We start from the raw sequence: 17,259 nt of genomic DNA, 5'->3' as shown, positions 1-17,259 counted from the left end.
CGCTCAGCGGCGGATCCTGCGCACGGCGAGCGTGGCCGAGGCGGCGGCGACGAGCGTGGTCGCCGCGCAGATCAGATGCACGACCGCCACCGCGTCGGCCGCCGACGACGCCGTCGTTCCCACCAGTTCGAAGAACACCGACCCGATGCCCGCGATCCCGACCACGGTCCCCAGTTGCACGCTGGTGACGAGAATGCCGCTGGCGTCGGCGGCGAGTGTCACCGGTACCGCGGCCAATGCCCATGTCATCAACGGGCTGAACGCCAGGCCGTTACCGAGGCCGAACACCCCGAACGCGATCGATGCCGCGATGCCGACGCCCGCGCCGTCACCCAGCAGCCACGCGAGCCAGCCCAGTGCGGCCGCGCTCAGCACCAGCCCGAACGGAATCATCCTGGCGTGCAGCGTGGCCGAAACGCGGTGCCAGGACAGTCCGGTCACGGCGAACGCGGCCCCCATCGGCAAGAACTGCACGCCCGCCCGCAGCGCGCTGTAGCCGAGGTCGCTCTGCAGGTGGATGGCGCTCACGAACAACCACCCGCCGAAGGTCCCCATCACCATGAGCAGGGTCGCGGCAGTCGCGAGCAGACCGGGTGCGCCGAGCGCCTGCGGCGCGAACAGGGGATCGCGACCGCGCCCGGCGACCGCCCGCTCGACGAGAACGAACACGGCCGCCCCCAGCAAGCCTGCCCCGAGACACAGCCACGACCACCGCGGAAACCCGAGCTCCCGGCCGAGTACCAGCGGCACGACCAGCAACAGCACGGTGGCCGTGAGCGTCACCAAACCCAGCCCGTCGACCGTTCGATCGGTGCGGGCGAGGGTGACCGGCAGGACACGCGGCGCCAGCACCAGCAGTGCGATGCCGATCGGCACATTCACCAGGAACACCCCACGCCAACCGGTGCCGCCCAGATCGGTGTCGACGATCACACCGCCGAGAATCTGGCCCGCCAGCAGGCCACCGGAGACGATCGCCGCGTAAACGCTCAGGGCTCCGGCTCGCGCCGCCCCGGCGAACGTGCGCTGGATCAGCGTCATCACCTGTGGCGCCATCGCGGCCGCCCCGACGCCCTGACCGAACCGGAACACGATGAGCGACACCTCGTTCCACGCCAGCCCACACGCGAGTGAAGCCAGGGTGAACCCCGCCAGCCCCGCGATGAAGGTGCGTCGCTGCGTGAATCGATCACCCAGGCGCGCGCCACCGATCAGCAACACCGCGTACGCGATCACATACCCGGCGACGATCAATTGCAGAGCGGCCCCACCGGTATCGAGGTTCGACCGAATGGACGGAATGGCGACGTTGACGATGGAGCCGTCGAGCACCGTCATGAACTGGCCGGTGAGAATGACGACGAGCACGGCGATCGAACGCCTGCCCGCCACCGAATCGGGCGCCGGGACTGGTTTGAGCATCTGGATCATGCTCAGATCCTGGGACCGGACGCACAAGAGGAATAGGAGCCCACCGATACGGGTACTCCGGATACCCGGCTCGCGGCCTACCCCCGATCGAGTCGGAACAGCTTGTCTGCCAACGTAACCGATGCCCTAGGCTTGAATCGTCCAGTTGGCTCCGATGCTCGAAAGGCGCTCTCGATGTCGCATTCTTCTGCCGCCTACCCCAGCGCTGTTCCGGTCGGGGTGGACACCACCCGTGCGAGTATCGCGCGTGTCTACGACGCCGCACTCAACGGCAAGGACAACTACGAGGTGGATCGCGAAGTGCTGGCCCAGGTCCGCACCGTCGCCCCGCAGGTCAACGACCTGGCCTGGGCCAACCGTGATTTCCTGATCCGCGCCTGCCGGTTTCTGGCCAGGGCGGGCATCGACCAGTTTCTCGACCTCGGATCGGGTCTGCCCACCGCGGAGAACACCCACCAGGTGGTCCAGCGGGTGAACCCCCAGTCCAAGGTCGTCTATGTCGACAACGACCCGTCGGTTCTCGTGCACGCGCAGGCATTACTGGCCAGCAACAGCCGGACCCGCATCGCCGAGGCCGACATCTTCCGTCCCCTGGAAGTGCTCGGCAACGAGACGGTCCGCCGCGCACTCGACTTCACCCGCCCGCTGGCCCTGTTCCACATCGGCACCCTGCACCACTATCTGGGCGACGACGGCCCCGCCCTGATGCAGACCTACATCGACGCCCTGCCGTCGGGCTCGTTCGTCGCGATCGCCCACTTCCACGACCCGGAAACCGCCGAATACAGCGAGCTGGCCCGGAAAATGGAAGAGAAGTTCATCCACAGCCCGATGGGCAGCGGCCGCTTCCGTACCCGCGACGAAATCCAAGCCATGTTCGGCACTCTCGACATGGTCGAACCCGGCCTCGTCCGCTGCGACGACTGGTGGTCCGACGGCCCCCACCTCACCCCCCTCTCCGACGTCCGCCACTGCATCGTCGGCGGCGTCGGCCGCAAACCCTAGCCCCACCGCTGGCGTCGGAGAAGAGGGGTTATTTCTGGATGGTGCGGGCGAGGATGCCGAGGGTGGCTCGTAGGGCGGACTCGGGAATGATCGGGAAGATGGCTGCTTCGCGGTAGCGGGGCGCGATCCTGCTCCAGTCGTAGTACGAGGTGACCAGTGTGCCGGTGTCGCTGGGCTCGAGGCGATAGCCGTACAGGTGCTCGATCGGCGGTTTGATGGTGCCCGAGATCGTCCACTCGAGGTGCTTGTCCTGCTCGAATTCGGTGATGATCACTGTGACGTCGTATTTGCCCATCGGGAGGTCGTTGAGAGACTCGCGATCCATGTGCACGACGAACTCGTCGCCGACGCCGGAGACGGGTTTTCCCTCCGCCGATTGCAGCATGCCCGAACTGTCGATGGCCACGTGCCCTTCGGGGGAGCACAGCAGGGTGAAGATTTCCGAGGGCGACGCGGAGACCTGCCGCTGCACTTCGAACCGTTCTACCGTCATGTCGTCCACCCTCGCATACTCGGCGTCGACGCGGTCTGCCACAGAACCGAACCGCTACGCGTGCGCGGCGGAACTGCCTGTTCCACTGCCGTCACCGTGGTGATGTGGCCGGTGGGTGGGCGATCGAGGGAGTCGGACGCGGCGACTTCGTCGTGGTCGGGGGCTTGGTCGTCGTCGGCGACGTGGTCGTTGTCGACCGTGCCGATGTAGTCGTCGGCGCCGCCGGTGTCGTGGATACCGCCGGTGACGTGGATGTCGTGGTCGACCGCGCCGGAATGGTGGTTGTCGTGGTGCTGGTGGGCACTGTCGTGGTGGTGGTCGGCACTGTGGTGGTGGTGGTCGGCACTGTGGTGGCGGAGGTGACGGTGATGGTCGACGGATCAGCGGACACCGTCACCGTGCTCGGATCGGCTGTCACCGTGATCGTCGACGTTTCAGTCGGAGTCATGGCTACGGTCACCGTAGAAATCGAGGTCGACGCGACAGCACCCGGGTTCGGCACACCGGATGTGTCCTGGACCGAAACACTCGCCGTGGCAGAGAAACTCGCGCTCACCGACACAACCGTCGAGTTCGCCGTCGAAGTATCCGTCGTTGTGTCTGTCATCGTCTCCGTCGTCTCCGTCGGGGTGGCAGTCGTGGAATCGACGTCCGGCTGGGCCGCCTCTGTATCGGTAGCGGCGTAGACGCTCGAGACGTCGACCGGTACAGCGATCTCGCTCGGTGTGTCAGATATCGTGCCCGTGGTCGTCCCGCCGGATCGGCTTCGATCGGAGCTGGATTCGAAGGTCTGTACGGTGGGTTGGCCCGCGATGGTCTCCGCACTGTTCGCCCGCACGGGCGGACTCGAATCCGCCCGCACCACGAGCGTTACCCCGATCACCGTGGTCGCCAGCGCGGCGGCCACGCCGGCACGCGACATCTGCCGTCGGAACCGATCGGTTGATCGTGGCGCGGTCGGCTGACCGTGCCGCCGCAAATTCCGGGGCCCCCGCTCGGTATCGATGCCCGGCTCCGCCACGGGGTCTTCGCTGTTGTCGACGGTTCGCATTCAATTCCTGCTTTCTCCCTCGAAATGCGCCGACCGGCGTGCCTGTTTTCAGGGTCGCGAGTAGGTATCCACCTCGCGCAGCCGTTGCCGGTGAATTCGTTGCAGTTCTCCCGCACGGTTCAAGAAATCGGCGATTATTTCGAGTTCGGCGGCGTCATAATAGTTCAGCAACATTTTGTAGCTCTCGACGATCATCGGTACGACGAGTTCTTGTACGCGATCGGCCGCAAGCTCGGTGGCCATCACAACGACGCGACGGCGATCGGTCGGGTGCAGCGACCGCGCGATGTAGCCCTGCTTCTCCAGCCGGTTGAGCATGATCGTGACGCCGGCGGCGGTGAGGCCGAGCCGTTCGGCCAGCCTGCCCGGCGTCGTGGACTTCTCCTCGAGCAGGACGATCTCCAGTGCGCGCCGATCGGTTTCGTTCACGCCCAGCACTCTGATCAATTCGCGGACCAGATCCTCGACGCTTCCGTGATAGAACTCCAGCGCCCTTTTGAGCTCGACCGAGATCCGGGCGGGTTCGCTTGTTGTCGAGCACACGGGCTTTCCCATCGATCACGTGAAACACAGAACCGCTCAGCACAAGTCACCGATCAGGGCCTGCTCGGTTGCTGAGTGCCCGGATCCGTTCGGGGGAGTCGGGGAGCTCGGCGGCGTAGATGGGTGCCGCAGGTCGCGACAGTAGGGATTGGTGCCGGGCGTTCGAAGCGGGCATGGGGGCTCCTGTCAATCGATCGACCGGCGGCCCGAACCGCGGCTGACGAACATTGCGAAAGCGGCACGGCTGCGGTCGTCGAAGCGGCCGTGGCTGTGCCGGACATGCACTGTACGACACACCGGGCGAGGCGATACTGCGCATCGGATAATTCGGTCGAAGTGACTTCACGGCACCAAACCGTAAGCAGGGCAACCACTATCAGGGACGGCGGCTGTCCGGTGTGGCTCGGTCGGACCGGGCCGGGTTGCTGAGGCAACCCGGCCCGGGGCGTTCACGACAGGCCGCCGGCGCGGACACCGGTCATCATCCAGCGGCACCCGTCTGTCGGCTCAGACGACAGTGGTGGTGGTCAGGGTCGGGGACGGGTTCGGGTAGCACGAGGTCGCGACATTGCCGACAAATGAGACATTGGTCGTCATGGTCATGCCGGGACTGGTGTAGCTGGTCCCCGCGTACTTGCTGGTGATCGGTGTTCCGGCGGCACCGGCGGTGACGTTGATGGTCACCGCCGGCGGAGTGAAGCTGGTGCCGCCGGCGATCGGACCCGGCACTGTCAGGACGACGTTCCCGCCGGACGTGGCGACGGTGCCTGCCACGGTCCCCCCGGAGGCGGTAGCCGAGACCAATGTCGAATTCGCCGGAGTCGGAATGGTCATCTTCAGGTTGCTGATGTTGTTCACGGTGAAGCCCGAAGCCGAACTGGGAACCGACGAGGCGCCCGGTGTGATGGTGATGGCCACCGCGGAACCCGATGCCGCCGAGCCCGGCGCGGTTCCGGTGACCGAGGTGTTCATGCTCGAGGTCTGGCCGATGCCGAAGACCGTGCCCCGGCAGCTCCAGTTCACGCTGACGGGGGCGGCGTTTACCGGTGCGGCCAAACAAAAGACGGTCGCGACGGCCACGGGGGCGATAAAGCCGGCGCGAAACAGGGAAGAGGTCGATATCATGGCGATCTCCAGAGAATGTCGAGCAGCGGTATGGCGGGAGGTCCAACCGCAAAAAATGGGTGTTCAGAAAATATAACCCGCTCTCATCCTTCTGTTGTTGAAATCGCAAATCTAAGCGTGTCAAATATATCATTATCCGCAATTAGATATCTACTCTGAATAGTTAACTTCAGAAAGGTTTCTATTTAGGCCAGATAATTATTTGGCCGGTCATCGCCCGCGGACTGCTCAGTGGCTGGGTGTTTTCGCTGTGAGCTGCCGCAATCCGTCGACGTCTTCGATGTCGATGCTCCGTGGGCCGATGGTGATCAGGTGGTGTCGTTCGAATTCCTCGATGACCTTGTGGAACGACGCGATTCGCATGCCGAGCATGGCCGCGAGCGTGCGCTGGTCCGGCTGAACCGACCCGTCGACGGCTTCGTCGAGAAGCAATTGGGCCACCTGGACCGGGAGCGGGCGGCCGAGTAGATCGGTCAGCCGGGCCTGACCTGTCGAAACCCGTTGCGCCACACTGGATATCCAGCGCCGAGCGATCTCGGGGTGGGTGGTGAGCAGTGTGTCGAAATTGCGCTGGGGCAGGAACAGACACTGCGCCTCGGTGAGCGTGCGCGCGGTGTATGCCGGCTCCGCGCCCAGCAGCAGCGCGATATCGCCGTCGACATCGCCAGGGCCCAGCGCGCCCACCACCGCACGCTGCCTGCCCGACCCGACAGACAATTCGACCTGCCCCTGCCCCACGATCCACACCCCGTCCGGCGGTTGGTCCGCCGAGAACATCACCGACCCGGCGGGCAGGGATGTGGACTCGAGATGATCGGCGAGGGCGGTGAGGTCATCGGGGTGCAGGGGAGCGGTGGCGCCGCGGCCTACCGACCGCGCGACCCAGGCCGCATGGCCCACTTGGTGGTCGTCGAACGACTGCTCGCTCATATCGTGCAGCAGGTGGGAGAACGTTCGGTGGCTGTGTAGCATCGCGTGCTCCTGGTGGTGCGTGCGAACTGGTCACCCCCACCGTCCATTGTCCTCCCTTCGGCATCAGGGGCGAAGGATCAGGTCCGCGCACTTCTCGCCGATCATGATCGAGGGCGCATTGGTGTTCCCGCCGATGATGGTCGGCATGATCGACGCGTCCGCGACGCGCAGACCGTCGATGCCCGATACCCGCAACGTCGGATCGACGACTGCCCGCTCGTCGACTCCCATCCGGACCGAGCCCACCGGGTGGTACACGGTGTGAATCCGGTTCGGCAGCTCCGCGCGCAGCGACGCGTCGTCGGAGAACTCGGCCCCGGGATTGATCTCGCCCGCGTTGTCGCCGGTTCCGGCCATGATCTCGCGCACCATCGCGATGCCTTCGAGTAGCACTTCCGCATCTTTGGCCACGCTCAGGTACCCCGGGTCGATGAGGGGAGCCGCGGTCGGATCCGCCGAGGCGAGCCTGACCGTGCCGCGGCTCTCCGGGTAGATCAGTGTCGGGAAGATACTCTGCCCCGGCTTCTTGGTCGGCGGTACGACCCGCTTGTCGGAGTCCTGATTGGGCGAAGGGTAGACCCAGTAGAGGCTGAGCAATTGCAGATCGGGAATGTCGTGGGCGAACGACGTCCGCACGAACGCGACGGATTCGAACGACGATCCGGCCGCCCACGAACTGCCCGGCCGTCGCTTCTCCGCGAGAAGTCCACGCAGGAAGTACGACGGAGTCGGTCGACGCACCGCCGATGTCATCTTGTACGAGAGCGGGACGAAGAGGTGGTCATGCAGGTTGTCGCCGACCGGCAGATCCGCGTGCACCGCGATACCGTGTCGCGCGAGGTGTTCGGCGGGACCGATTCCGGACAGCTGGAGGATCTGCGGCGACCCGAACGCTCCCGCCGAGAGGACCACCTCGCGCGAGGCACGCACGATCTGCTTGCCGCCCTCGACCGAGATCTCGACGCCGGTCGCCCGAGAGCCGTTGATGACGATCCTGATGACCGTCGTATCGGTGAGAACCAGCAGGTTCGGGAGCGGATCCCGATGGATGTAGCCCTGTGCCGCGGAGTACCGCAATCCCTTCGCGGCGCTCTGCTGAAAGACCGCGACGCCTTCCTGACTTTCCGCGTTGTAGTCGTCGATGGCAGGCACGCCCAAGCGCTCGGTCGCCGCACCCATGAAGGCGCGGGCCGCCTCGGTGAGATCGCCCTTCCGGGTGACCTTGATCGGGCCGCCGGCGCCACGAAGGTCGCTGGCGCCGCCCTCCCAATCCTCCAGCCGTTTGAAGTACGGAAGGACACCGGCGTAATCCCAGCCCTGGCAGCCCTCGGCAGCCCAGTCGTCGAAGTTCTTCTTGTTGCCGCGGACGAAGAGCATGCCGTTGACCGAACTCGAACCACCCAGGACCCGGCCACGCGTCATGGGGATGGTGCGGTTGAGCGCATTGCGCTGCGGTGTCGACTTGGATCCCCAGTCGAACAGCTTCTTCAACTGCGGCGTGGAGTGCATGACGTTGATAGCACCGGGAATCTGGAAGAGCATCTTGGCGATGCCCTTGTCGTCTGCGCGCCCTGCCTCGATCAGCACGACGGACGCGCCACTTTCCGCTAGTCGGCGAGCCACCGCGCACCCGGCGCTACCGGCTCCGACCACGACGTAATTGGCATCGGCCATCGGCGTTTCTCCGTTCGATTACCGTTCTTCCAGGACGCCGCAGGCCGCTCACACTCGCGCGGGGGCCTCGGCGAGGCGTGGTCGTCCGACGTCGGCCGACCGATGACCGATGATCAGGGTTGAACGTCAGCTGTACTGCCGCCGAGTGGCATGGCGGGCAGACCGAGTTTGCGATGGTCCCACGAGCGGATCCGAGTCGGCTCGACCCGAACGACGATGCGTTTGTGCATCATGGACTCGACCAGCGGACGAGCCTGCTCGGTGTAGGGACCGACGTAGCGGCGGAAGACGTCGATTCCGGCGTTCCAGTACTCCTCATCGGCGGGGTCCTCGATCAGATGCGCTGTTCCTTCGATCGAAACGCCGCGCAGCTGGTCGTAGGTGTCGCCCGCCTCGGCCATACAGGTGAGGGTCGGGTTGCGGCGCAGGTTGGCCGCCTTCTGCGACTTCGCCTTGGTCTCGAAGTAGATCTTGCCGTCGATGTGGCCGAACCACATCGCTGTCAGATGCGGTTTCCCCTCGGCATCGAGGGTGGCCAAGGTGAGCACCCTGCTGCGGTCGAGGAACTGCGCGATCTCGTCCGCGCTCATCTGCACCGTGGCCCGCTGTTTGACTCCCACGTTCACCTCCCAGATCGATCGTTGCGCCGACCCTATCGAGCAACCGCGCTCGGCGATCCCGAACGCGATTATTCCGCTGGTCAGCGGAGCGGGGCGTTGTTGTCGCCTACTGGAACAGCGTGTCCGACAGGGTGAATCGCAGTCGACGGAACTTCGGAGCGAACGGCGGGCGATGCCCGTTCAGAACGACTGGCCGGGCAGGGGCACAATGCCCAGGTTAGCGTCGAGACCACCGTCGACGACGAGGGTGGTGCCGGTGATATAGCCGGCTGCGGGCGAGGCGAGAAACCAGATCGCCTCCGCCTGTTCGCGTGGTTCCGCGAACCGTCCGAGCGGGATCCGGCGTTCGATCTCGGCCAGCAGCGCGGGGTCCTGGTGCACGCCGGCGGTGATGCCGGTGCGGGTGAGTCCGGGTGCGATGGCGTTGATCCGAATCCCTTGCGCCGCATAGTCGATCGCGACCGCGCGGACCAGGTTGATCAATGCGCCTTTGGACGCGTTGTACGCCCAGTTCCCCGCATCGCCACGCAGACCGGCCACCGACGCGGTCAACACCGCTGAGCCCCCCGACCGGCGCAATGCCGGAATCGCCGCGCGCAGCCCGCGAATCGGGCCGAGCAGGTTCACGTCGAGGATGCGGTCGGCCGCGCGCACCGCATCGGCGGACTCGAACGGCGGGGTGCCGCCGGTTCCGGCATTGAGAACGATGGTGTCGAGTCGGCCGAAGCGGTTCAGTGCGGCGTCCACCGCGGCCTGGTTCACCGCGTCGGCGGACACGTCGCCGGCCAGGGTCACGACGCCGTCGCGAAATCCGGTCAGACCGTGCTCGGAGATGTCCACTGCGACCACGTCGTGCCCGCGTTCGGCGAACAACTCGACGGTGGCACGGCCGATACCGGAGGCGGCGCCGGTCACGATCGCGACGCGACGCGGGTCGGCGGGGGAGGGTTCACTCAATCTGAGGCCTTTTATGGGAGCCCGAGCAGCACGTCTGATCTCGGCCGCTCGGGCAGTCACACCGATGATCAGTCGAGCACTTCGTTCAGTTTCCCGGTCGCGACGTCGAAGACGAATCCGCGCAGGGAGGTGGTGCGCGTGATGAAGGAGTTGCGTTCGATGCGGCGCAGCGAGTTGCGGACGTCCTCGTCGAGATCGCCGAAGGCCTCGGCGGACCAGGTCGGCTTGATGCCGATCTCGTCCTGGATGGCCCGTTTGAAATCGTCGTCGGTGAAGGTGAGCATGCCGCAGTCGGTGTGGTGGATCAGGATGATCTCCGTGGTGCCGAGCAGCCGCTGGCTGATGGCCAGCGAGCGGATCTCGTCGTCGGTCACCACGCCGCCCGCATTGCGGATGACGTGCGCTTCGCCGTCCTGTAGGCCCAGGATGCGGTAGACGTCGAGGCGGGCGTCCATGCACGCCACCACGGCGACGTGCTTGCTGGGCGGCAGCGGCAGCGGGCCGCTGAACTGCGCTGCGTAGGCGGTGTTGTTACTGAGGTATTCGTCTGTGACTGTCATGGCGGCGTCCTCGGGTCGATGGGTGGCGACAACGAATCTCCGCGTTCATGGTTGGTGCTGTACCGGGGAGCGGCCAGAGATTCGCGCAGATCGAGGAGAAAGGTCGTTCGCAGCGGTGCGAACGAGTAGAAGCGCGCATTGCGCGGTATCCGAGATGCGAGCACTCGGATCCCTCGGCGAGGCGCTCGACGTTCGGTATCCGGGTCTCAACGACCCAGCGCTAGTGCGCGAAGGGCTTGAGCCGGTCGAAGTATCCGTTGGGCTTGAGCGCGTCGAGGTGTCCGAGCGCGGCGGTGATGTCTTCGCTCAACGCCCTGGCCATATCCGCCGAGAAACCTTCCCGCACCACGACGCGCAGCACCGCGATATCGGTGGCGTTGTCCGGCATGGTGTACGCGGGCACCTGCCAGCCGTAGGAGCGCAGGGCGTGCGAGACGTCGAACTCGGTGTAGTCGGGGTCGCCCGACAGCCGGAAGCTGATCACCGGGATCGCCGAGCCGTCGGTGATCACCTCGAAGTGTCCGCTCTCGCGCAGCTGGTCGCCGAGCCAGCGCGCGGTCTGTGAGAGGGACTGCATGACCAGGCTGTAGCCGAAGCGGCCGAGCCTGAGGAAGTTGTAGTACTGGCCGATGACCTGATTGCCGGGCCGGGAGAAGTTGAGTGTGAAGGTGGGCATGTCGCCGCCCAGATAGTTGACCCGGAAGATCAGGTCGTCGGGCAGGTACGCGGGGCCGCGCCACACCACGAACCCGATGCCGGGATAGGTCAGCCCGTATTTGTGGCCACTGACGTTGATCGACACCACCCGCGGCAGCCGGAAGTCCCACATCAGGTCGGGATGCAGGAAAGGCACCACGAAGCCGCCGCTGGCCGCGTCGACGTGCACGGGGACGTCCGGTCCTCCGCCGGCAGCGAGCTTGTCGAGCGCCGCGCAGATGTCGCTGATCGGTTCGAGTTCACCGGTGAACGTCGTGCCCAGGATCGCCACGACGCCGATGGTGTCCTCGTCGACGTTGTCCAGCACCTGCTCGGGCGTGATGACGTAGCGGCCCTTCTCCATCGGCAGATACCGCGGCTGGACGTCGAAATAGCGGCAGAACTTCTCCCACACCACCTGCACGTTGGAACCCATCACCATGTTCGGTGTGCGACCCTTCCACCCGTCACCGACCTTCTCGCGCCACAGCCACTTCATGGCCAGCCCGGCCAGCATCACCGCCTCGCTGGATCCGATCGTCGACACCCCCGTGGCGCTGGACGGGTCGTCGTCGCGTAGACCCTCAGCGTGGAACAGGTCGGCGACCATGCACACACACCGCTGCTCGATCGCCGCGGTCGCGGGGTATTCATCCTTGTCGATCATGTTCTTGTCGAACGTCTCCGCCATCAGCTTCTCGGCCTGTGGATCCATCCACGTCGACACGAAGGTGGCCAGATTCAGCCTGCTGCTCCCGTCGAGCATCAGTTCGTCGTGGATGAATCGATAGGCGACGTCAGGATCCATCGATTCAGCGGGCATCCGCAACGCGGGTACCGGGGCCATCGACAGCCGCCCGGTATATGCCGGGGAGACCTGAGGAACGTGAGTGCGCTTGCGCGACATGGAGATCCCTTCGATTCGATGCTGGCAACAGCGGCTCGGACCTGAGTCGGAACGCGCGACGGGACAGGCATTCGAGAGAGCTCAGACCCGATCAGGGGTCCAGGTGGAGATGGCCCAGATGACGATGAGGTCGATGACGATGACAATCACCGACCATCACGGGTAGTAGGGCAGGGACAGGAAGGTGATGCCCACGGCCAGGCCCCCGGCGGACGGGATGTGAGGTGGTGGTCATGGTTTCGACGGTAGAGCTGTCGACGATCGGCCCGTATCCCCCGTTACGGGTGAATCTTGCGCTGGTTCGCCGCGATCATGACACGATCGAGGGCTTGACCCTGACACAGTGACAACGTCTTCACTGGAGGCAGGAGGTGGTTCCCCATGAACTCGACACCAGGACAATCGGTAGACCGGCTGCTTGCGGCACTGAGCGCGGAGAACGCGTCGACCCGGCTGCAGGCGGCGCTGGCCGCGGGCACACATCCCGGCCCGGCGCTGCTCGGAGCCCTGATCGACCGTTGTGCCGTGGAGCCGGACTTCTTCGTCCGCGACATGCTCACCTGGGCGCTGACCAGGCTCCCCGCCGAGCTGACCGTGCCCCGGCTACGCGCCGAGCTGGAATCCGGGAGCGCCCAAGCCCGCAGCCAAGCGCTGCACACACTGTCCAAGATCGGCGACCCGACAGTCTGGCCGGCGATAACTCCCGCACTGCTGCGCGACCCCGACGACGATGTGGCCCGCAGCGCGTGGCGCGCCGCGGTAGTTCTCGTACCCGATGCCGAGCGCGCGGCACTGGCCACCGAACTCGCGACCCAATTCGGGCGCGGTGATCGCGAGGTTCGGCGCAGCCTGAGCCGGGCACTGGCCACGTTGGGCGAGGCAATCACCACGGTGCTGTACCGCGCGACCAGCAGTAGCGACTCGAACGTGCGAGCACACGCACAGGCCACCGAGCAGCTACTGCGCGACCCGGACGCCGCCTTCGACCTCGACATCGACGCGGCGAAACGAGTCGCGGCGCTCGACGGCGCACCGTGCTGATCGGCGAGGTGGCGCGGCGTTCGGGAGTCAGCACCCGAATGCTGCGCCACTACGACTCGCTCGGACTGGTCCGCCCCACCGGGCGCACCGTCGGCGGCTACCGTCAGTACTCCGACGCCGACATCCGCAGTATCTTTCACGTGGAAAGCCTGCGGTCCCTGGGGCTTTCACTACGCGATATCGCCCGGGTACTGGCCGACCGGTCGTTCACACCACAGACCCTGGTGAGCGATCTGATCCAGCGCACCGAGGAACGGCTGGTGCGCGAGCGCGAACTACTCGAACGTCTACGCGCTGTCGAGAACGCCGAGCCCGGCGACTGGCACGACGTGCTGCGCATCGTCGAACTCGTGCGCACGCTCGGCTCGACCGACCCGCATCGCCGCCTGCAGGCAGTACTGAACCCGGCCGACAACGCGCCGGTACCGACCGAGCTGCTGGCCGCGGCCGTGCTCACCGAGACCGAACCCAACATGGCAGGCGCCCTGCGCTGGGCGCTGTCGCGGGCCGGCGACGACGGGCTGGTCGGGCTCGCACCCGGGCTGGACGCCGCCGACGTGGAGGTCCGGCGCCGGGCCGTGCTGGCAGTGGCCGAAATCCCGGGCGACGCCGCGACCGAACTGCTCACCGCCGCGCTCGACGACCCGGACCCGACTGTCCGCGGCCCTGCGGCCCTGGCCGCCGGAAGCCGCGGGGTCAGAGCGGCCGAGCCGATCCTGGTGGCCATGGTGATCGCGGGCACCAACGATGTCGACGCCGGCGAAGTGCTGGGCGCGCTGTCCCAGGACCCGGAATCCGCGGATCGAATACTCGGCGCGCTGATCGCCGCGCTGACCGCACACGAAGACGACGCGGGCATCCGGATCCGGCTCGTCCAGGCACTGGTGGAGCTGCCCGGCACCCGCGCGCTGGCGACTTTGCGGGCACTGAGCGCGGACACCGATCGCTCCGTCGCTCTCGTCGCTACCGCCTTCACCGAACTGGTGGGTTCCCGGGCGACGACCCAGGGTTCGGGATGATTCGTCATGAGCTGCCCAGTCGAACCCTGGCCATCGTTGTCGCCGAACCCGCGGGCCGGACCTGCCCTAGGAAACAGGTTCAGCGCAGAACGCGGGTGAACAAGTCGGTCAGTTCGTTCCAGTGGCGGGCATCGGCCTCGGCGTTGTAGACATCGGTGTCGGATTGGGTGAAGCCGTGGCCGGCACCGGGATACACCTCGGTGCGGAAGGTGGTGCCGGCGGCGGTGAAGGCGGCGTCGAGCTGTTCGATCTGTTCCGGCGGGAGTCCGGGGTCGGCGTCGGCGTGCGCGAGATAGACCTCGGCGGCGATTCGGTCGACTACGGCGTGCGGACTGGTGGGGTCCTCGGTGGCCAGTCGGCCGCCGTGAAAGCCGGCCACCGCGGCCACGCGGTCGGGGTAGGCGGCGGCGGTGTGCAGTGCGTGGCGCACGCCCATGCAGTATCCGGAAAGGCCTACCGGGTTACCCGTGGTCAGCGGGGAATCGGCCAGCCACGACAGATACGCGGCGGCGTCCGCGACGACGAGTTCGGGTGTCAACGCGGTCAGCAGCGGGCGCAGTAGGCCGAAGATCTCGCCGCGTCGCTCGGCCCCGATGAAATCGGGAAGGTCGACCACCGGTGCGGAACCGTTGCGGTACAACAGATTCGGAACGAGCACCGTGAAGCCATGGGCGGCGAGGCGTTCGGCGTCGCGCCGGACCACCGGCCGCAGCCCGAACGCGTCGGAGAACACCAGAACAGCGGGGTGGGGCGCGTTGTTGTCGGGGTAGGCGAGGAACGAATCGGCCTTGCCGTCGGCCGTAGCCACATTGAGGGCGAGCGTGTGTACCGCCACGGCGGAACCTCCTGAGCGCGTCGAGTTGAGCACAATCTACTGATCGCGCAGCGGTGATCCGGCGCTCGAACCGCTCACGACCTGTATCTGCGCACGCACTGAATTCGACTCAGCGCAAGCACATCGCAGCGGCGACCAGTTTCGTCAGCACAAACAACCTGAGCCGGCAAGAACGCCGGGAGTGCCGCGAGTAGGACCCGTTCGCCGATCTGAAGCGTGTGCTCAGTAGCTTGCGCTTCTCCGAGCGAAGTATCCGTATTCCCAACTGGTATCCAAGCGTCAGCAACCAGGCCAAAGGATTCCAATATGCGTCGGAAGCTGGGTATATGATCCGAACAACCTCGTCATGGTGACCCTTCTTCGACGCGTCGCATGATCTGACGGGACATGCCCGAGACCGGTTCCATCGGCAGCTGCAGCCGAGGTTGCGGGCGGCGGTGTTCTGCGCGGAGGACAGCCAGTTCGGACTCGACCTGGTGGCGCAGAAAAGTCGCCCATCTCATGACAGGATCATTGAATACACTGCGCGGTCCCGACCTGGTCCTTTGTAGCCGGCTTTCACGGAGACCCCCTTGACCTCGTAGTCTCCCGGTTCGTTCTCGAAGCCGAGAGTTGCCCAAGTTTGGTGCGCCGCATCGTTCTCGGGCTCGGAAGTCAGGTACAGGCGCCGGCAACCCCATTGTTGTGCCTGGTGCCGCACGCTCTCCAGCAGAACTCTGGCGATTCCGTGGCGTCGATGGGCTGGGTGGATCATGACGTCTTGGATGTAGACCTCATGGGGATCAACTTGACTGCGGAAGGCGATCGCGGCGCCTGCGATGGAGCGGTCGGTGGCGATGGCGACCGGGCACGTGGTGGAAAACAAGGTGGCATAAAGCCAGTAGTCCGACACGGTGCGAGCACTGATGTAGGGCTCGCCGAGTTCCATCAGCAGGCGGACTTCCTGGATGTGGTCGGTTCGCAAGGGTGTGATGTTCACAGCGCTCCTAGGCCTAGATCTCCGGACGAGACTTCTGTGGGCACTTCGTCAGCACTAGTCCGATTTGCCGGCGCGCCAGCAAGTCGCGGTCGAGGCGGCCCGCGGGGGTCAGACCGTTTCCGGTGGAGGGCAATTCGCTAGCCCTCTGATGATCACATCAGCGTGTTCTCGAGTTCGGTCAGCGGCGAAGTGTCGGTCCTCGTCAGCCATCCAACGCTGCCACAGCGCAAGCGAACCGTCCCCGTCGCGATCGAGCCCTCTGGCGAGTCTTACCTCCGGCGGAGTTTGGACCCAGACCGACAGCGACAATCGATCGCGTACGGCCGCTCGAGCAGCGGACACCCCTTCGAGGATCAGGACCACAGGTGGTGCGACATCGTGCCACTCCGCCAAAGTCCGTGCGTCCCAGTCATAGCGCTGATACCGGCCGGCTCGTCCACTAGCGATCGGCGACAAGATCTGCCGCTCGAGTTGGGGCCACCAGTCGAATTGATTGTCCCAAGAAGCGAAGTCATCAGTGTGGAGCAGCGTCGCGGCGCAGGCGGCGGCCAGCTGTGCCGCAAGTGTGGACTTCCCAGCGCCGCCGGGGCCGTCCACAGCGACCAACTTCGTCGAGCCCAGCCGCGGCGTGCTCCGCTCGACGAGGGAGACGAGGTCGTCAACGCGCAGATGAGTCATTGTCTCCGAACCTGATATACGTGGTCGTAGGGCAACAGCAGTTCAGGACGCGCTCACGGTGCCTTGATGAAAGTACAGTCGCCAGCCGTGCTTCGTCCGCCGCCACAGCGAACTCCGGAAGGCGCGAAGCCCATCGGATTCGGATGTGTAGGTCAGATGGACGACATCGTCGGCAAGAAGTTCGCCGCGCATATCGAGCGCCGAGATCGGCTCGGCCGACGTCGCGGCCTGCTCGACGACCACCGCGATGATCTCTGATCGGCTCCATCGGCGCCCCGAGGCGCCGATCTCGCAAAACTCGGGATCGAGCAACTCGGAGATGCGTTCCGGTGACGACCGCACCTTCGGATCGAGGAGTCGCAGTTCACGGGTGATCGCAGCATCTACTGCTTCGGTCAGCTCATCCGACATACACCGCATCTTCGTTCCTGACTCAGTCGAAGTCGAACCGATTTCATCAGCTGGGGGAGTAGCGACGGTCCTTCTACCGCCGCCCGCCCGGCCGGTGATCCCGCAGGTTGTCAACTGCCACGCCGTGGGCGTTAGCCGCAGTGCGTCAGCCGTGGTGGGGGTGAGGCATCAGGTTCGCGGCGGCGATGCGGTAGCGGAGCTTGCCCACGGCTCGTCTCCCACTGTTGGGAGGTCGTCAGTTCGCATCGAACATGTTGCCGTG

19 protein-coding genes are annotated in these 17,259 nt (G+C 65.7%); 5 read left to right on the top strand and 14 right to left on the bottom strand.

All coding sequences use genetic code 11. The features are described 5' to 3' along the window. Positions 1 to 3: 3 nt before the first annotated feature. The gene (locus tag ACFVJ5_RS08685; protein WP_379219256.1) at positions 4 to 1,422 is read right to left on the bottom strand and encodes an MFS transporter; all 1,419 of its coding nucleotides are present in this window, start codon (positions 1,420 to 1,422) and stop codon (positions 4 to 6) included. Between the two features lie 183 nt (positions 1,423 to 1,605). Here ACFVJ5_RS08685 and ACFVJ5_RS08680 point away from each other — a divergent pair, with 183 nt between their 5' ends. After that, positions 1,606 to 2,436 (top strand): SAM-dependent methyltransferase, encoded by an 831-nt coding sequence (locus tag ACFVJ5_RS08680; protein WP_379219255.1) that lies wholly within the window; start codon positions 1,606 to 1,608, stop codon positions 2,434 to 2,436. 28 nt (positions 2,437 to 2,464) lie between these two features. On the opposite strand, the gene ACFVJ5_RS08675 is transcribed toward ACFVJ5_RS08680, so the two are convergent. Beyond that, positions 2,465 to 2,929 carry a polyketide cyclase gene (locus tag ACFVJ5_RS08675; protein ID WP_379219254.1) on the bottom strand — a complete coding sequence of 155 codons (465 nt, stop codon included), beginning with the start codon at positions 2,927 to 2,929 and terminating at the stop codon, positions 2,465 to 2,467. Positions 2,930 to 3,033: 104 nt separating this feature from the next. On the opposite strand from ACFVJ5_RS08675, the gene ACFVJ5_RS08670 reads away from it, so the two are divergent. Then, entirely contained in the window at positions 3,034 to 3,615 is a 582-nt protein-coding gene (locus ACFVJ5_RS08670) for a hypothetical protein (RefSeq protein ID WP_379219253.1), read from the top strand. Positions 3,616 to 4,028: 413 nt separating this feature from the next. On the opposite strand, the gene ACFVJ5_RS08665 is transcribed toward ACFVJ5_RS08670, so the two are convergent. Both ACFVJ5_RS08665 and ACFVJ5_RS08660 read right to left on the bottom strand, forming a co-directional pair. After that, positions 4,029 to 4,523 carry a MarR family winged helix-turn-helix transcriptional regulator gene (locus tag ACFVJ5_RS08665; protein WP_379219252.1) on the bottom strand — a complete coding sequence of 165 codons (495 nt, stop codon included), beginning with the start codon at positions 4,521 to 4,523 and terminating at the stop codon, positions 4,029 to 4,031. Positions 4,524 to 5,030: 507 nt separating this feature from the next. Then, positions 5,031 to 5,357 (bottom strand): hypothetical protein, encoded by a 327-nt coding sequence (locus ACFVJ5_RS08660; protein WP_379219251.1) that lies wholly within the window; start codon positions 5,355 to 5,357, stop codon positions 5,031 to 5,033. On the opposite strand from ACFVJ5_RS08660, the gene ACFVJ5_RS08655 reads away from it, so the two are divergent. Further along, positions 5,350 to 5,724 carry a hypothetical protein gene (locus ACFVJ5_RS08655; RefSeq protein ID WP_379219250.1) on the top strand — a complete coding sequence of 125 codons (375 nt, stop codon included), beginning with the start codon at positions 5,350 to 5,352 and terminating at the stop codon, positions 5,722 to 5,724. The genes ACFVJ5_RS08660 and ACFVJ5_RS08655 overlap by 8 nt on opposite strands. A gap of 152 nt (positions 5,725 to 5,876) precedes the next feature. On the opposite strand, the gene ACFVJ5_RS08650 is transcribed toward ACFVJ5_RS08655, so the two are convergent. From ACFVJ5_RS08650 to ACFVJ5_RS08625, 6 genes are all read right to left on the bottom strand, one after another. Beyond that, entirely contained in the window at positions 5,877 to 6,620 is a 744-nt protein-coding gene (locus tag ACFVJ5_RS08650; protein ID WP_379219249.1) for a Crp/Fnr family transcriptional regulator, read from the bottom strand. A 63-nt stretch (positions 6,621 to 6,683) separates the two neighbouring features. After that, positions 6,684 to 8,294 carry a GMC family oxidoreductase gene (locus tag ACFVJ5_RS08645; RefSeq protein ID WP_379219248.1) on the bottom strand — a complete coding sequence of 537 codons (1,611 nt, stop codon included), beginning with the start codon at positions 8,292 to 8,294 and terminating at the stop codon, positions 6,684 to 6,686. A 113-nt stretch (positions 8,295 to 8,407) separates the two neighbouring features. Next, positions 8,408 to 8,914, bottom strand: a complete 507-nt coding sequence (locus ACFVJ5_RS08640) for a pyridoxamine 5'-phosphate oxidase family protein (RefSeq protein ID WP_379219247.1) — start codon at positions 8,912 to 8,914, stop codon at positions 8,408 to 8,410. Between the two features lie 180 nt (positions 8,915 to 9,094). After that, positions 9,095 to 9,871, bottom strand: a complete 777-nt coding sequence (locus ACFVJ5_RS08635; RefSeq protein WP_379219246.1) for an SDR family NAD(P)-dependent oxidoreductase — start codon at positions 9,869 to 9,871, stop codon at positions 9,095 to 9,097. A gap of 68 nt (positions 9,872 to 9,939) precedes the next feature. Continuing rightward, on the bottom strand, positions 9,940 to 10,431 hold the full coding sequence (locus ACFVJ5_RS08630) for a beta-class carbonic anhydrase (protein ID WP_379219245.1): 492 nt from the start codon (positions 10,429 to 10,431) through the stop codon (positions 9,940 to 9,942). 220 nt (positions 10,432 to 10,651) lie between these two features. Continuing rightward, positions 10,652 to 12,034, bottom strand: coding sequence for a glutamate decarboxylase (locus ACFVJ5_RS08625; protein ID WP_379219244.1), 1,383 nt, complete (start codon positions 12,032 to 12,034; stop codon positions 10,652 to 10,654). 381 nt (positions 12,035 to 12,415) lie between these two features. Here ACFVJ5_RS08625 and ACFVJ5_RS08620 point away from each other — a divergent pair, with 381 nt between their 5' ends. Both ACFVJ5_RS08620 and ACFVJ5_RS08615 read left to right on the top strand, forming a co-directional pair. Next, positions 12,416 to 13,075, top strand: a complete 660-nt coding sequence (locus ACFVJ5_RS08620; RefSeq protein WP_379219243.1) for a HEAT repeat domain-containing protein — start codon at positions 12,416 to 12,418, stop codon at positions 13,073 to 13,075. Then, complete coding sequence (locus ACFVJ5_RS08615) at positions 13,069 to 14,094, top strand: MerR family transcriptional regulator (protein ID WP_379219242.1); 1,026 nt, start codon at positions 13,069 to 13,071, stop codon at positions 14,092 to 14,094. The genes ACFVJ5_RS08620 and ACFVJ5_RS08615 overlap by 7 nt, the downstream gene beginning before the upstream one ends. A 79-nt stretch (positions 14,095 to 14,173) precedes the next feature. Here the strand turns inward: ACFVJ5_RS08615 and ACFVJ5_RS08610 are convergent, their stop codons facing one another. The 4 genes from ACFVJ5_RS08610 to ACFVJ5_RS08595 form a co-directional block, all read right to left on the bottom strand. Continuing rightward, positions 14,174 to 14,929: a dienelactone hydrolase family protein gene (locus ACFVJ5_RS08610; RefSeq protein ID WP_379219241.1), complete on the bottom strand. Its 756-nt coding sequence runs from the start codon at positions 14,927 to 14,929 to the stop codon at positions 14,174 to 14,176. A gap of 499 nt (positions 14,930 to 15,428) precedes the next feature. Next, positions 15,429 to 15,908 (bottom strand): GNAT family N-acetyltransferase, encoded by a 480-nt coding sequence (locus ACFVJ5_RS08605; RefSeq protein ID WP_379219240.1) that lies wholly within the window; start codon positions 15,906 to 15,908, stop codon positions 15,429 to 15,431. 108 nt (positions 15,909 to 16,016) lie between these two features. Beyond that, positions 16,017 to 16,586, bottom strand: a complete 570-nt coding sequence (locus ACFVJ5_RS08600) for a uridine kinase (RefSeq protein WP_379219239.1) — start codon at positions 16,584 to 16,586, stop codon at positions 16,017 to 16,019. A gap of 42 nt (positions 16,587 to 16,628) precedes the next feature. After that, entirely contained in the window at positions 16,629 to 16,997 is a 369-nt protein-coding gene (locus tag ACFVJ5_RS08595) for a DUF4440 domain-containing protein (protein WP_379219238.1), read from the bottom strand. Positions 16,998 to 17,259: the final 262 nt, after the last annotated feature.

Origin of the sequence: Nocardia sp. NPDC127606, from assembly GCF_042671725.1 — a bacterium.
Taxonomy (GTDB): Bacteria; Actinomycetota; Actinomycetes; order Mycobacteriales; family Mycobacteriaceae; genus Nocardia.
Note: the sequence above shows the minus strand (reverse complement) of the source record. Positions and strands in the feature narration are given on the sequence as shown.